We start from the raw sequence: 13584 nt of genomic DNA, 5'->3' as shown, positions 1-13584 counted from the left end.
CGCGGCTTTACCTCTCCATTCTTTATTCCTTTCCCGATGCTGACAACCTTACCCCTGCCTTTATTTTCCGGCCGCACGGCCATTCTACTGGCGCTTACCTCCCTGGCCGCCTGTTCTTCTTCCAAGAAAGATGACCCCGTGGCCGCGCCCACCCGCGAAATGAGCTGGACCGCCGACGGCGCTGCCCTGAAAACCACTACCCTGCAGTCGCAAAAGTTTTCGAATACGCTTTCGGTTGCCGGTAGCGTCCCGGGCAGTGCCACCTTTCTTTCGCTGGAGTTCCCCAACGCCGTGGGCACCTATACGTTCGGGCCTAACTCGAGCGCGACGGCCGCCTACACCGCCAGCGCAGGCGGCACCGTGGGCGTGTACTTTGCGGGCTCCACGGGCACGGGCACAGTGACGGGGGCAGGCACCATTGTGGTCACGGCGCTATCGGCCACCGAAGTAACCGGCACGTTCACCTTCACGGGCATCAACCTAAACACGGGCGCGTCCAAATCGGTCTCGAACGGCAAGTTCAGCGTGGGCTTGTAAGCACGGCCGGGCTACTTTTGCCCTTTCATCTCCTGCCTCTTGCCGCCGTGCCTCACCTGCTGCACCACACCCTGGTCAACCCCGACTGCCGCCATTTCCGCGGCGACCTGCCCTGCCGCCCCAACAAAACCGACGGCTACGTGTGCGAAGGCTGCCCCGTGTATGCGCCCGTGACCAGCCGCGTGCTCATCATCAAGCTCGGGGCCATTGGCGACGTCATCCGGACCACGCCGCTGTTGCGCCGCCTGCGCCAGGAGCGGCCGGGGTGCTACATCACCTGGCTCACGCACACGCCGGCCATTCTGCCCCAGGGCGAGATTGAGGAGATTCTGAAGTTCGATTTCGCCAGCGCGCTGCAGCTGCAGGGTCGGCAGTTCGACGTTGTTATCAATCTCGACAAGGAAAAAGAGGCCTGCGCGCTGCTGAACAGCATCGAAGCCAAGGAAAAGTACGGCTACGCCCTGCGCCCCTACGACGGCGTGGCCTGGCCCGTGAACGCGCTGGCCGAGCACAAATTCCTCACCGGCGTATTCGACCAAACCAGCCTGGCCAACACCAAGCCCTACGTGCAGGAAATCTTTGAGCTCTGCGGCTTCGATTTCCGCGGCGAAGAATACGTGTTCGACACCCACGAGGACAAAGGCTACAACTGGGCCGCCCTGCCCACCGCCCGCCCCCGCATCGGCCTCAACACCGGCTGCGGCGACCGGTGGACCACCCGCCTCTGGAGCACCGAAAAGTGGATTGAGCTCATCCACGGCCTGCAGGCGGCCGGCTACACGCCCGTGCTGTTGGGCGGCGAGGCAGAAGACGCCCGCAACCGCGAGCTGCACGCCGCTACGGGCGCGGCCTATCTGGGCACCTTCCCCCTCCCCCAGTTCATCAACCTGATGCACCAAATGGACGGCATCGTGACGCAGGTGACCATGGGCATGCACATCAGCATCGCGCTGCGCAAGCCCACCATCCTGATGAACAACATCTTCAACCCGCACGAATTCGACCTCTACGGCCGTGGCCAGCTCGTGCAGCCCAACAAGGACTGCGTGTGTTTCTACCGCGGCACCTGCCGCCTGGGCACCAGCTGCATGGAGGATTTGCCGGCCGCCAAGGTGCTGCATGCCGTGCAGAAAAGTGTGCCGCTCGCAGCGCCGGTTGCTTAATTTTTTACGCGGTTAGCGGTTCGCACCGCCTGCATGTGCGCCAGAAAGTCGGCCATCGGCGTGGCGGCAATTACCTCAGACAGTGCCGGCAGCGGCAGCTCCTCAAGGCGTTTGAAGTTAAGGCACCCCTTGCCCATCTTCAGCTTCGGGGCGGCGGCCAGCAACCGCTCGCGCAAGCCCGGCATCATGTACACGGGTAGTAGATGCAGGCTAAGGTAATTTTTCTGGTTGGCCAGGGCCAGGCACATTTCCTTGCCGGCCCGGAACTCCAGGTATTTCCGCCCAATGTGTTCGGTGTAGCCTGCTGGCACAGTCGCGCGCACCAATTCCCACAACTGCCGCGCCGGTTCCTGCCGCTCGGCGGGCAGGGCGGCAATGAATGCTTCGAATGCTTCGAATGCTTCGGCGGTAGTGGCGGCGCTCATGGGCGAGGTTTTGGGGCGAATTAGGTCAACTTGCCGGCCACTTCCTTCAGCGCCGCCACCATCACCGGCCACGAGAATTGCTTTTTCTGCTCGCGCACGCCGGCCGTGAAGGTCGCCTCGCGCCGGTTGGTATAAAAATCCACAATAGCATCGGCAATGGCGGCCGGAGTGGGCGGCACCACGTACCCCACCACGCCGTCCGGAATCAGCTCGGCCAGCCCGCCCACATCCGTTACCAGCATGGGCCGTTCGAAATGATAGGCAATCTGCGACACGCCGCTTTGCGTGGCGTTTTTGTAGGGCTGTAACACCAAATCGGCCGCGCAGAAATAGTCCACCACCTTTTCATTTGGGATGAAATCGGTGGCTCGCACAATCCGGCTTTCCAGTTGATGCTGCCGAATGAGCGCCTCGTATGGCGCGGCATCTTCGTAAAACTCGCCGGCAATAATCAGCTTGATGGGCAGCGCCGCCACGCGGGCATCAGCCCAGGCTTCGAGCAGAATATCGAGCCCTTTGTAGGCCCGAATAAAGCCGAAGAACAATAAATAGCCCGCCGTGTCGGCCAGGTTCAACGCGGCCAACGCGTCCGCTTTGAGCTTAATCGGCCCGAAGTTGTCGTAGAGCGGATGCGGCCGGTACAGGGCCGGTTTGGTACCGAAGCCCAGCCCGCGCAGGTCGTCGAGCACGCTGCGGCTCATGGTCACGAACCCGTCGCAGGCGCTCAGGAAGTAGCGCGTCAGCGGCCCGTCGCCCGGCCGCTTCTCGTGCGGAATGACGTTGTCGGTAATGGCCACCACGCGGGTGTGGCCGTTGCCGCGCACCAGCCGCGCCACCGTGCCCAGCGCCGGCCCCATAAACGGCAGCCAGAACCGGAAAATCACCACATCGGGCCGCTCACGTCGCAGCCGACGCCCCACCGCCAGCCACGACAGCGGGTTTACCGAGTTCAGGCTGACTTCAATGTTCAAATCGGCCGGCCCCGGCTCGGTGCTGAACTGGGTCTGGCCCGGAAACAGAAAATTGGGGTATTGCAGGGAAAACGTTACCAGCCGCACCTCGTCGCCCGCTTCGCGAAAAGCCCGCGCCAGCCGCTCGTTGTAGGTGGCCAACCCGCCGCGCAACGGGTAAGCCGGGCCGATGATGACGACGCGCATAGACTATTGGGTAAGAGAAAAATCAGTTCACCGTTTCGCGCACCAGGTAGTCGTTCCGGCGCGGGCCGTTGAGCTGTATCATCTCGCCCAGAAAGCCCGCCACAAACAGCACCACGCCCACCACCACCGCCGTGAGCGCCAGGAAAAACAGGGGCTGCTCCGTCACCTGCCGCGCTTTCAGGTTGTGCAGCGAAAGCCACACCTTCTCGCCCGTCAGCCACAGGGTTATCAACAGCCCGAGCATAAACGAGAGCGTGCCGAGCGTGCCAAAGAAGTGCATCGGCGCCCGCCGGAAGCGCCCCACAAACGTGATGCTCAGCAGGTCCAGAAACCCGAAGATGAACCGCTCCAGGCCGAATTTGGTGTAGCCGTACTTGCGCTCCTGATGCTGCACCACCTTCTCGCCAATCTTGCGGAAGCCGTTCCACTTGGCAATCACCGGAATGTAGCGGTGCATTTCGCCGTACACCTCAATGCTCTTCACCACGCGCGAGTCATACGACTTCAGCCCGCAGTTAAAATCGTGCAGCTGAATGCCCGACATCAGCCGCGTGGCGCCGTTGAACAGCTTGGTCGGAATGGTTTTCGACAGCGGGTCATACCGCTTTTGCTTCCATCCGCTCACGAGGTCGAACTTGTCTTCCACAATCATGCGGTACAGTTCGGGCAGTTCTTCGGGCGAGTCCTGCAGGTCGGCGTCCATGGTGCACACCACCCGGCCCCGTGCCGCCTCAAATCCCACGTTCAGCGCCGCCGACTTGCCATAATTCCGGTTGAAACGAATGCCTCGTAGCGCCGCATCATCGGCCGCCAGGGACTCAATGACCTCCCAGGAGGTATCCGTCGACCCGTCGTCAATCAAAATCACCTCATAGGTGAGCCCGCGTGGGCGAAGCACCTGGGCAATCCATCGGGTCAGCTCCGGCAGAGACTCTGCTTCGTTGAGCAAAGGAATCACGATGGATATCTCCACCGGAAAGGCAGCAGTGGCTGATTTATTCAAACTCGGGGTGGCTGCGTTTGGTAAATGCGGTAATCAATGCGCCCAAGACAAGTCCGCCTATTACGCCGTTTTTCAGTCCGTTTAGCAGTGACTGAACTATACCCACGTTCATCTCATCAAACTTGGCCGTGCTTTTGGCTATTTGGTCTTCTGGAACATTATTTTTCTCCATGAACTCAGTCATGCCAGCTTTCATTCTCTCGACAAAATCTTCATCGATGTAATTCAGATAGAGGAAATTAAAAAGGCTTGCTATAATTGCGGAAAGCAAAACCATTATCATAGCAATAATTAACCCTTGCTTGAATGTCATCAACCCATTGTTCGCTTTTTTGAAGGCAGAATGAGCAAGTACAATCCAGACTATCGTCACAATTAGTGCTGTAAGCCCAGCCACTATGCCATAGGTCAAAAAGCTAAAATTGGCAATTCGAACAAGAAAATCGACTAATATGCCGCTCGCGGCTAATAGCAAGCCGTAGTGCAGGGCTACAGAAGTGGTGGTTACAGGAGTAGCATTAGTTTCCATGGGCGCAGGTAAAATGTGGGGCGAAAGGTATAAAAAATTATTCTCGTAGAAATATCCCCGCTGGCACCGCCAGCACCAATCCCAGCACCAATACCTGCAGAAAATTGCTGCTGGCCATGTCGCCCACGGTCAGCGCCTCCACTTTCTGCAGCTGCTGCGCACGCTGCGTGGCCGTCACCGTCCCCTTGTCCGCCAGCCGTTGCTGGGCCTGCACAATTTCTTTCACCTCGGCACGGTGCTGGGCCACGGCCGTCGGTCCGGCCCCCGCAGCCAGCGCCAATACCCCTACCGCCGACACCGCCGCCGCCAGCAAAACCGTCAGCACGCCCACTCCCAGGGAGCGCCCCAACCCAGGCTTGTTAGGTTTCACGGAGCGGCGCAGCACCCATTGGCTAGCCACGGCCGCCATCGGCACCAGCAGCTGAGCCATCAATTGCTTTGGCCCAAAGCCATTGTTGCCAGCAAGTTGCAGCCCCACCATCCACAGCACGCACACCAAGCCCACCCCAATGCCAAAGCGAAGCGCCAGCCCAATGACCAGCCGGCGCGAATCGGGAACGTAGCGCGGAGCAGAGTCAGAAGAGGAAACAGCCATAAGTTACCAGTGAATTGAAGCGGCAAGTTACGTGCGCGCGTAGGTTCGTCGCGCCCTTGCCACCCAGCACGTATCCCTAAGCCGCCACCGGCGTCCGAACCGGCACACCGTTTCCGCGCCGCCCAAATCGCACCAACAGCACCTCCGCCAGCAACGCCAGCAGCGCCAGCAGCACCCAGTACCGCCACAGCGGGGTGCCGGTTTGCTCGGCTTGCAACGCCCGCAGGCCCGCAGCATCAGCGGCACTCTCCACCACCCGAATGTTCGGGTGGTTAGGCCCAATCAATCGGCGAAGCTCATCCGCCGAGTACGCCGCGAGTTCGGATTCTGCTTTGTCGGCGTTTAAGGCCAAAGTCGTCAGCACCTTTCCGGCTCGCTGCACCTGGTAAAACCCCGGCGCGTCCATGCCCGCCGGCAATTCCACCCGCACTTGGCTGCCCTGCCGGCGCTGAGTGGGAATGAGCACGAGGCTGTCCTTCACCAACCGAATGCTGGCCTCGTCTTCAGCCGAGCCCTTCGCCGTGGCAAGCTGCTCCGGCAATTGCAGATTTACTATCGGCTGCGTCAGCCTGTAAGCAGGCAGGTGCTCGTTGCGGTAGCTCAGCATCGCCAGCCGGTACATAACCGGAACAAACAACGCGTGCTCCGTAAAATCTGAGTAAGGCCGCGCCAGCGGCGCCGAAAACACATATACTTTTCCCTTGCCTGCTGCAAATTCAGCTAAGTAACTCTCCCCGTCCCGCATCTGGAGAATGTCGGTGCCCGTCCGCGCCCACCGCAATACCGGCGCCACACGCGGCATGGTCACCGCGCGCGACTGCGCTCCAAACACATTGCGAAAAAACGGCTCCTGGCCGCTGGGCATAGCCACTTCTCGCAGTTCAGGCACTTCTGCAGCGTTCTCCCACTGCGCTTGTCCAATCCCCAATTCCTTAAACAGAGCCTGGTAAGAACTCCGGCCTGCTCCCCCGACGGAGGCACGACTACCACACTTCCCCCACGCTTCACCACCTGCCCCAATTCTTCGCGCAAACCAGCATCAACCCCTGCTAGCTCGCGCACAATTACTAGGTTGGCCTTCTTCAAGACACCAAAATCAATTTGGCCCGCTTTCGCGAATGCGTAAGCAAACAGGGGCTCGTTGGCATACGCTTGCTGAGTCGCGGGCTCTTCTCCAATCTCAACTATGCGAATAGACGTTGCTGGCTGTAGCGTAAAATAGAACGTATTATCAAAGGATACAGGCTGGTCGTCCATCACCACTCGCCCCAATGCGTTTCCTTCATCCACCAATTGAACCTGCACCACCGTTTCTACCGAAACTTCAGGCTCAACCGTCACCCGAAAAGCAGCTACCTGCTTCGCTCCAAGGTATACTTTCACCGGGCAATCACTTACCACGGCACTTCCCCCATTTCTAACCTTGATGTGCAATCCCACATTGGCCCGCGTTCGAACAAAAGCATCTTCCACCCATAAGCTGTCAACATAGGCATTGCCGGTTGGCTTTGCTACCATGGGTATCAACAACGTTTGTCTGACGCCCGCTAAAGACTCTATATTACTGGCAGTAAACTGGTTCCGTTGAAAATCCGAAAAGATATAAACTGCTTCTCCAGAGTTACCCTCAACATTTCGCCTCACTGGCTTTCCTCCCAGCCGCAATTCTGCGAGCTTTTGCAAAAAAGCATCTTTTGCCAAAGCACTGCTTCCCGCTTGGCCAAAATGAATCTTTTCTGACCTTCCCAACGACTGGCCCAACACCTTAGCCTGGTCTACAGCAGCATCAAATAACCGCTCACCAGTAGCTCTCGGCGCCTGCATGCTAAACGAATTATCGGCCCATACATCAACTGACTGACTAGCAATCCCAACTCGGCCGTTTTTTGTCGGGATAATAGGCTGACAGAACGCAATTACCAAAGCAATTATAGCCAATATCCTAGCTAGAAGAATTACTAGTTGCTGAACACGACGATGTCGCACTGTTATCAGTTCAACATCACGAATAATTGCATTATTGGTAAAAAGTACTCGTTGTGGTTTTCGTAGTTGTAGTAAATGAATGATGATTGGAATAACAACAGCCCCAAGTCCAAACAAAAATCCCGGATATAATAACGACATAACTTATACTCGTACAATCAGCATGGGCAGAACAGTGAAAACTTCACCAATGTACCCTATCCAAGCCAACTTGTTGCATGAGAAATCCCTAAATGACTCTTGAGCCGAATTTATTTCAGTTTTGACAATAAAGTCGTTGTTGCCGGGGACGGAGGCGGCCACTGCCGAGCCATTCAGGGCGGCGGCGTGCCGGGCGGGCGGGGGCGTTTCGCACGGGCCGGCGGAGGCGGGGCGGCGGCTGGGGGTGGCCGGAAACGCGACGTCCCCGGGCCGCTGGCGAAAGCGGCCCGGGGACGGGCGGTAAAAAGGTTGGCGGCGACCGACTCTCCCACCGGTGAAGGCAGTACCATAGGCGCACCGGGGCTTAACGGCTCTGTTCGGAATGGGAAGAGGTGAACACCCGGGCTAAAGCCACCATTGCTGGCGGGGGTTGCGCGTGTTCTGGTTCCCGCTCGCGCGGGACGCAACCCTCAATAACTCGACGCAAGGGGACAAAAACGAACCGCGGCGCCCGCGGCTTGACGAAATATGAGCGAAGCCCTCGGCCACTTAGTACGGCTCAGCTGTTCTGTTTCCAGTTGTTCACCTGCCGCCTATCCACGTCGTCATCTCCGACGGGCCTTCAATTGGGAAATCTCATCTCCAGGGGAGTTTCGCACTTAGATGCTTTCAGCGCTTATCTCGTCCCAGCGTAGCTACCCGGCGCTGCACCTGGCGGTACAACCGGCGCACCAGCGGCTGGTCCATCCCGGTCCTCTCGTACTAAGGACAGGTCCTGTCAAATTTCCAACGCCCACCACAGATAGGGACCGAACTGTCTCACGACGTTCTGAACCCAGCTCGCGTGCCACTTTAATCGGCGAACAGCCGAACCCTTGGGACCTTCTCCAGCCCCAGGACGTGACGAGCCGACATCGAGGTGCCAAACCTCCCCGTCGATATGAGCTCTTGGGGGAGATCAGCCTGTTATCCCCGGCGTACCTTTTATCCTTTGAGCGATGGCCCTTCCATGCGGAACCACCGGATCACTATATCCGTCTTTCGACCCTGCTCGGCTAGTCGGCCTCACAGTCAAGCCCGCTTCTGCTATTGCGCTCTGCGTCCGGTTACCAAGCGGACTGAGCGGACCTTTGAAAGCCTCCGATACTCTTTTGGAGGCGACCACCCCAGTCAAACTACCCAGCAGCCACTGTCTCCCGGGATTCCGGGATTAGGCAGCAGGCACAGTAAGGGCGGTATTTCAACGTCGGCTCCCCGAGAACTAGCGTCCCCGGCTCAGCGCCTCCCGCCTATGCTACACATACTGAACCCACCACCAATGGCAACCTATAGTAAAGGTGCACGGGGTCTTTCCGTCCCGTGGCGGGTACTCGGCATCTTCACCGAGACTACAATTTCACCGAGCTCACGGCTGAGACAGCGCCCAGATCGTTACACCATTCGTGCAGGTCGGAACTTACCCGACAAGGAATTTCGCTACCTTAGGACCGTTATAGTTACGGCCGCCGTTTACCGGGGCTTCGATTCAACGCTTCGCCTTGCGGCTAACGTCCCCTCTTAACCTTCCGGCACCGGGCAGGTGTCAGGCCTTATACGTCCGCTTGCGCGTTAGCAAAGCCATGTGTTTTTGTTAAACAGTCGCCTGGGCCTTTTCACTGCGGCTTCTCTTGTTGCCAAGAGGAAGCGACCCTTCTCCCGAAGTTACAGGTCCATTTTGCCGAGTTCCTTGGCCGTGATTCACTCGAGCGCCTCAGGATGCTCTCCTTGACTACCTGTGTCGGTTTGCGGTACGGGTGATAATAGCATTAAAACGCTTAGCAGGTTTTCTTGGCAGTCGGATTAGGCACACTATCCGCGTGAGTCGAAACTCGTGCGGTACTATCAGCTTTCGGCTAGGTGAGCGTACTTAACTACTCTCCCAATACCTACGGCCTTCAACGGGCACTTCCGTCCGCCCGCGGTGCTTTCACTTCTGCGTCACTGCATCACTTGCTATCATCAGTACAGGAATATTAACCTGCTGTCCATCGAGTTCACCGTTCGGCTGCCCCTTAGGTCCCGACTAACCCAGCTCCGATTAGCGTTGAGCTGGAAACCTTAGTCTATCGGCGTGCGGGTTTCGCACCCGCATTATCGTTACTCATGCCTACATATGCTTTTCTCCACGCTCCACCGCGCCTGACGACGCGGCTTCACCGCAAGGAGAATGCTCCCCTACCACGTAGTCATCTTGCAGACTACATCCAAAGCTTCGGTACTAGGTTTGATGCCCGCGTATTATCGATGCCCGGTCGCTCGACCAGTGAGCTGTTACGCACTCTTTAAAGGAATGGCTGCTTCCAAGCCAACCTCCTGGCTGTCAAAGCAACTGGACCTCCTTTGTTCAACTTAACCTAGATTTAGGGACCTTAGCTGTTGGTCTGGGTTCTTTCCCTCTCGGCCGGGGACCTTAGCACCCCAGGCCTCACTGCCGGCTATAGCCAGTGGCATTCGGAGTTCATCAGGATTCGGTAGGCTCTGACACCCCCTAGTCCTATTGGTAGCTCTACCTCCACTGACCTCCACGCCGACGCTGTACCTCAATACATTTCGGGGAGTACGAGCTATTTCTCAGTTTGATTGGCCTTTCACCCCTACCCTCAAGTCATCCAAATCCTTTTCAACGGAAACTGGTTCGGTCCTCCAGTGCCTGTTACGGCACCTTCAACCTGCTCAAGGGTAGCTCACAAAGTTTCGCGTCTACCCCCCCCGACTGCGCGCCCTGTTCAGACTCGCTTTCGCTGCGGCTCCGGACCTTGAAGTCCTTAACCTTGCCGGGGAGGAGTAACTCGTAGGCTCATTATGCAAAAGGCACGCTATCAGGCCACAAAAGCCCTCTAACTGCTTGTAAGCACACGGTTTCAGGTTCTTTTCACTCCGGTATTCCCGGTTCTTTTCACCTTTCCCTCACGGTACTAGTTCACTATCGGTGTCTCAGGAGTATGTAGCCTTAGCGGATGGTGCCGCTCGCTTCAGACGGGGTTTCTCCGGCCCCGCCCTACTCAGGGTACCGCTACCGTGCATCAGAAGTGTCGCTTACCGGGCTCTCACCGTCTATGGCCTGCTTTCCCAAGCAGTTCAGCTACCTCGATGCAATCAGATGTCGCGGCCCTACAACCCCGGACTGGCCGTAACCAACCCGGTTTGGGCTCCTCCCCGTTCGCTCGCCACTACTTGGGGAATCATTGTTATTTTCTTTTCCTGCCGGTACTTAGATGTTTCAGTTCCCGGCGTTTGCCACCGCTCGTCAAGCGAGTCGGTTCACGCATCTTCCATGCGCGGGGTTGCCCCATTCGGAAATGCTGGGATTACCGGGTATGTGCCCCTCCCCCAGCCTTATCGCAGCTTATCGCGTCCTTCGTCGCCTCTGAGACCCTAGGCATCCCCCGTGTGCTCTTGCTTACTTCGCTTTCGTGCCCAACGCTTGTTGAACGCCCCACCAGGGGGCCAAGCGCGGCACGGTTCGTTTTTGTTACCCCTTACGTCAAAGAACGTGCGTCACTCTTGTGCTTAGTGACATTTGTGAAAAACAGTCGTTCACTGTATTTTCGTTAAATACTCTATTCTTTTTATATCCAATTGATATAAGGTATTAGTGGAGAATAACGGATTCGAACCGTTGACCCCCTGCGTGCAAGGCAGGTGCTCTAGCCAGCTGAGCTAATCCCCCGAGTTTCGTATCCAGCAGCAATCCCGCTAGTACTAGTGGGCCTGCGTGGACTCGAACCACGGACCTCTACATTATCAGTGTAGCGCTCTAACCACCTGAGCTACAAGCCCGGGTTTCGACGATACCCGAAGGCAAACGTAGAATCCGTATTCAAAAATTATTTGAATGAGGAAACAAACAAAGAGTATAACCAAGCTAATATACTTTATACTTATAACGTCGTGAGCAAGGCCGCTCCAGAAAGGAGGTGATCCAGCCGCACCTTCCGGTACGGCTACCTTGTTACGACTTAGCCCTAATTACCTGTTCTACCCTAACCGGCTTCGTTGCGGAGCACCGGCTTCAGGTCTACCAGACTTTCATGGCTTGACGGGCGGTGTGTACAAGGCCCGGGAACGTATTCACCGCGTCATTGCTGATACGCGATTACTAGTGATTCCAGCTTCACGGAGTCGAGTTGCAGACTCCGATCCGAACTGAGAACGGCTTTTCGGGATTGGCGCACCATCGCTGGTTGGCAACCCGCTGTACCGTCCATTGTAGCACGTGTGTAGCCCTAGGCGTAAGGGCCATGATGACCTGACGTCGTCCCCGCCTTCCTCACTGCTTGCGCAGGCAGTCTGGCTAGAGTCCCCACCATTACGTGCTGGCAACTAACCATAGGGGTTGCGCTCGTTGCGGGACTTAACCCAACACCTCACGGCACGAGCTGACGACGGCCATGCAGCACCTTGCTTTGTGTCCCGAAGGAAAGCCTCATCTCTGAGGCGGTCACGCGCATTCTAGCCTAGGTAAGGTTCCTCGCGTATCATCGAATTAAACCACATGCTCCACCACTTGTGCGGGCCCCCGTCAATTCTTTTGAGTTTCACCCTTGCGGGCGTACTCCCCAGGTGGGATACTTAACGCTTTCGCTAAGCCACCGACATTGTATCGCCGGCAGCGAGTATCCATCGTTTACGGCGTGGACTACCAGGGTATCTAATCCTGTTCGCTCCCCACGCTTTCGTGCCTCAGCGTCAGTTACAGTCTAGGCAGCTGCCTTCGCAATCGGGGTTCTGGATGCTATCTATGCATTTCACCGCTACAGCATCCATTCCGCCGCCCTCGTCTGTACTCAAGTTCGCCAGTTTCCAGGGCAGTTCCGTTGTTGAGCAACGGGCTTTCACCCCGGACTTAAAGAACCGCCTACGCACCCTTTAAACCCAATAAATCCGGACAACGCTTGCACCCTCCGTATTACCGCGGCTGCTGGCACGGAGTTAGCCGGTGCTTATTCACCAGGTACCGTCGTCGGAGGACGCATCCCCCTTATTCTTCCCTGGCAAAAGCAGTTTACGACTCAGAAAGCCTTCGTCCTGCACGCGGCATGGCTGGGTCAGGCTCTCGCCCATTGCCCAATATTCCCTACTGCTGCCTCCCGTAGGAGTCGGGCCCGTATCTCAGTGCCCGTGTGGGGGACCAGCCTCTCAGCTCCCCTAGCCATCGTCGCCTTGGTGGGCCGTTACCCCCCCAACTAGCTAATGGCACGCAACCCCATCCTGAACCAATAAATCTTTAACGAAGAGACGATGCCGCCACCTCGTGTCATGCGGTATTAATCCGCCTTTCGGCGGGCTATCCCCCAGTTCAGGGCAGGTTGGTTACGCGTTACGCACCCGTGCGCCACTATCGTATCGCTACGACCGTTCGACTTGCATGTATTAGGCCTGCCGCTAGCGTTCATCCTGAGCCAAGATCAAACTCTCCATTGTAAAATTTCTCTACACCATGGCGAACCATGGCTGATGTCGAGTGCTGACCTTGCTCACATATTGACGTTATGGTCAAATTCGCTTCGCTTGGTTTGTTTCACTGTGCTTCTTCCGAGGAAGAAACAGCAAGTGGAACACTTACTATTTTGTCTGTTTCCGTCATTCAAAGAACGTGTGATGCTTCCATTTGAAGCATCAGTGTGGGCTGGTGTATTAGCCCGCGATTGTCGTTGTCAACCTCTGTTCGTTTTGGGATTGCAAAGGTATAAACTATTTTTTGATTTGAAAGCTTCTTTTCGAAAATTTTATGTTTTTCGATTCGGTTTTCAAATCAGCTGCTTTCGATTAAAACGGCTTGTTTGTTTGTAAGCCAGCTAGTTAAGCCTCGCTTTTGATTGCCTCTACTTGTTTTGGGAGTGCAAAGGTAGAGATTTTTTCCGATTTTCAAATCTTTCGGCGAAAATTTTTTAAATTCTTCTCGTTCCGATTTTCAAGTTCTGGCTGCTTCCGGTTGAAGCGGGTTGCAAAGGTACGGTGGAGTTTTTCGCTGGTGCAAGCTATCTGAGAAATAAATCTCGATGCTTG

General features: G+C 56.7%; 9 protein-coding genes, 2 tRNA genes and 3 rRNA genes. 2 read left to right on the top strand and 12 right to left on the bottom strand.

Annotated features, from left to right (window positions below; genetic code table 11):
• Window positions 1-36: 36 nt before the first annotated feature.
• Window positions 37-537: a DUF6252 family protein gene (locus MUN81_RS08125; protein WP_245116677.1), complete on the top strand. Its 501-nt coding sequence runs from the start codon at window positions 37-39 to the stop codon at window positions 535-537.
• Between the two features lie 47 nt (window positions 538-584).
• Window positions 585-1700 carry a glycosyltransferase family 9 protein gene (locus MUN81_RS08120; RefSeq protein WP_245116675.1) on the top strand — a complete coding sequence of 372 codons (1116 nt, stop codon included), beginning with the start codon at window positions 585-587 and terminating at the stop codon, window positions 1698-1700.
• Here the strand turns inward: MUN81_RS08120 and MUN81_RS08115 are convergent.
• The 12 genes from MUN81_RS08115 to MUN81_RS08060 form a co-directional block, all read right to left on the bottom strand.
• A complete protein-coding gene (locus MUN81_RS08115) occupies window positions 1697-2125 on the bottom strand; it encodes a DUF1801 domain-containing protein (protein WP_245116673.1) in 429 nt (142 codons plus the stop codon). The genes MUN81_RS08120 and MUN81_RS08115 overlap by 4 nt on opposite strands.
• 20 nt (window positions 2126-2145) lie before the next feature.
• Window positions 2146-3282 (bottom strand): glycosyltransferase, encoded by a 1137-nt coding sequence (locus tag MUN81_RS08110; RefSeq protein ID WP_245116671.1) that lies wholly within the window; start codon window positions 3280-3282, stop codon window positions 2146-2148.
• A 22-nt stretch (window positions 3283-3304) separates the two neighbouring features.
• Complete coding sequence (locus tag MUN81_RS08105; RefSeq protein WP_245116669.1) at window positions 3305-4255, bottom strand: glycosyltransferase family 2 protein; 951 nt, start codon at window positions 4253-4255, stop codon at window positions 3305-3307.
• A 22-nt stretch (window positions 4256-4277) separates the two neighbouring features.
• Window positions 4278-4814 (bottom strand): DUF4199 domain-containing protein, encoded by a 537-nt coding sequence (locus tag MUN81_RS08100; RefSeq protein WP_245116667.1) that lies wholly within the window; start codon window positions 4812-4814, stop codon window positions 4278-4280.
• 37 nt (window positions 4815-4851) lie between these two features.
• Window positions 4852-5409 carry a DUF4199 domain-containing protein gene (locus tag MUN81_RS08095; RefSeq protein WP_245116665.1) on the bottom strand — a complete coding sequence of 186 codons (558 nt, stop codon included), beginning with the start codon at window positions 5407-5409 and terminating at the stop codon, window positions 4852-4854.
• 76 nt (window positions 5410-5485) lie between these two features.
• Window positions 5486-6274 carry a hypothetical protein gene (locus MUN81_RS08090; protein ID WP_245116663.1) on the bottom strand — a complete coding sequence of 263 codons (789 nt, stop codon included), beginning with the start codon at window positions 6272-6274 and terminating at the stop codon, window positions 5486-5488.
• Window positions 6214-7536 carry a BatA domain-containing protein gene (locus MUN81_RS08085; RefSeq protein ID WP_245116661.1) on the bottom strand — a complete coding sequence of 441 codons (1323 nt, stop codon included), beginning with the start codon at window positions 7534-7536 and terminating at the stop codon, window positions 6214-6216. The genes MUN81_RS08090 and MUN81_RS08085 overlap by 61 nt, the downstream gene beginning before the upstream one ends.
• A 307-nt stretch (window positions 7537-7843) precedes the next feature.
• A 5S ribosomal RNA gene (gene rrf, locus MUN81_RS08080) occupies window positions 7844-7955 on the bottom strand.
• Between the two features lie 110 nt (window positions 7956-8065).
• Window positions 8066-10985, bottom strand: a 23S ribosomal RNA gene (locus MUN81_RS08075).
• Between the two features lie 186 nt (window positions 10986-11171).
• Window positions 11172-11245: transfer RNA gene (locus MUN81_RS08070), tRNA-Ala, on the bottom strand.
• Window positions 11246-11281: 36 nt separating this feature from the next.
• Window positions 11282-11355, bottom strand: a tRNA-Ile gene (locus MUN81_RS08065).
• Window positions 11356-11485: 130 nt separating this feature from the next.
• Window positions 11486-12999: ribosomal RNA gene (locus tag MUN81_RS08060) — 16S ribosomal RNA — on the bottom strand.
• The 16S, 23S and 5S rRNA genes sit together here with 2 tRNA genes alongside, the layout of an rRNA operon.
• Between the last annotated feature and the right edge of the window lie 585 nt (window positions 13000-13584).

Origin of the sequence: Hymenobacter sp. 5317J-9 (assembly GCF_022921075.1) — a bacterium.
Taxonomy (GTDB): domain Bacteria; phylum Bacteroidota; class Bacteroidia; order Cytophagales; family Hymenobacteraceae; genus Hymenobacter.
This window is presented reverse-complemented; position numbering and strand designations above follow the sequence as displayed.

What these genes read in the sequence shown, in the direction of transcription:
- MUN81_RS08125 (WP_245116677.1), top strand. Translation starts at nt 37, where the DNA reads ATGCTGACAACCTTACCCCTGCCTTTATTTTCCGGCCGCACGGCCATT.
- MUN81_RS08115 (WP_245116673.1), bottom strand. Translation starts at nt 2,125, where the DNA reads ATGAGCGCCGCCACTACCGCCGAAGCATTCGAAGCATTCGAAGCATTC.
- MUN81_RS08110 (WP_245116671.1), bottom strand. Translation starts at nt 3,282, where the DNA reads ATGCGCGTCGTCATCATCGGCCCGGCTTACCCGTTGCGCGGCGGGTTG.
- MUN81_RS08100 (WP_245116667.1), bottom strand. Translation starts at nt 4,814, where the DNA reads ATGGAAACTAATGCTACTCCTGTAACCACCACTTCTGTAGCCCTGCAC.
- MUN81_RS08095 (WP_245116665.1), bottom strand. Translation starts at nt 5,409, where the DNA reads ATGGCTGTTTCCTCTTCTGACTCTGCTCCGCGCTACGTTCCCGATTCG.
- MUN81_RS08090 (WP_245116663.1), bottom strand. Translation starts at nt 6,274, where the DNA reads ATGCCCAGCGGCCAGGAGCCGTTTTTTCGCAATGTGTTTGGAGCGCAG.
- MUN81_RS08085 (WP_245116661.1), bottom strand. Translation starts at nt 7,536, where the DNA reads ATGTCGTTATTATATCCGGGATTTTTGTTTGGACTTGGGGCTGTTGTT.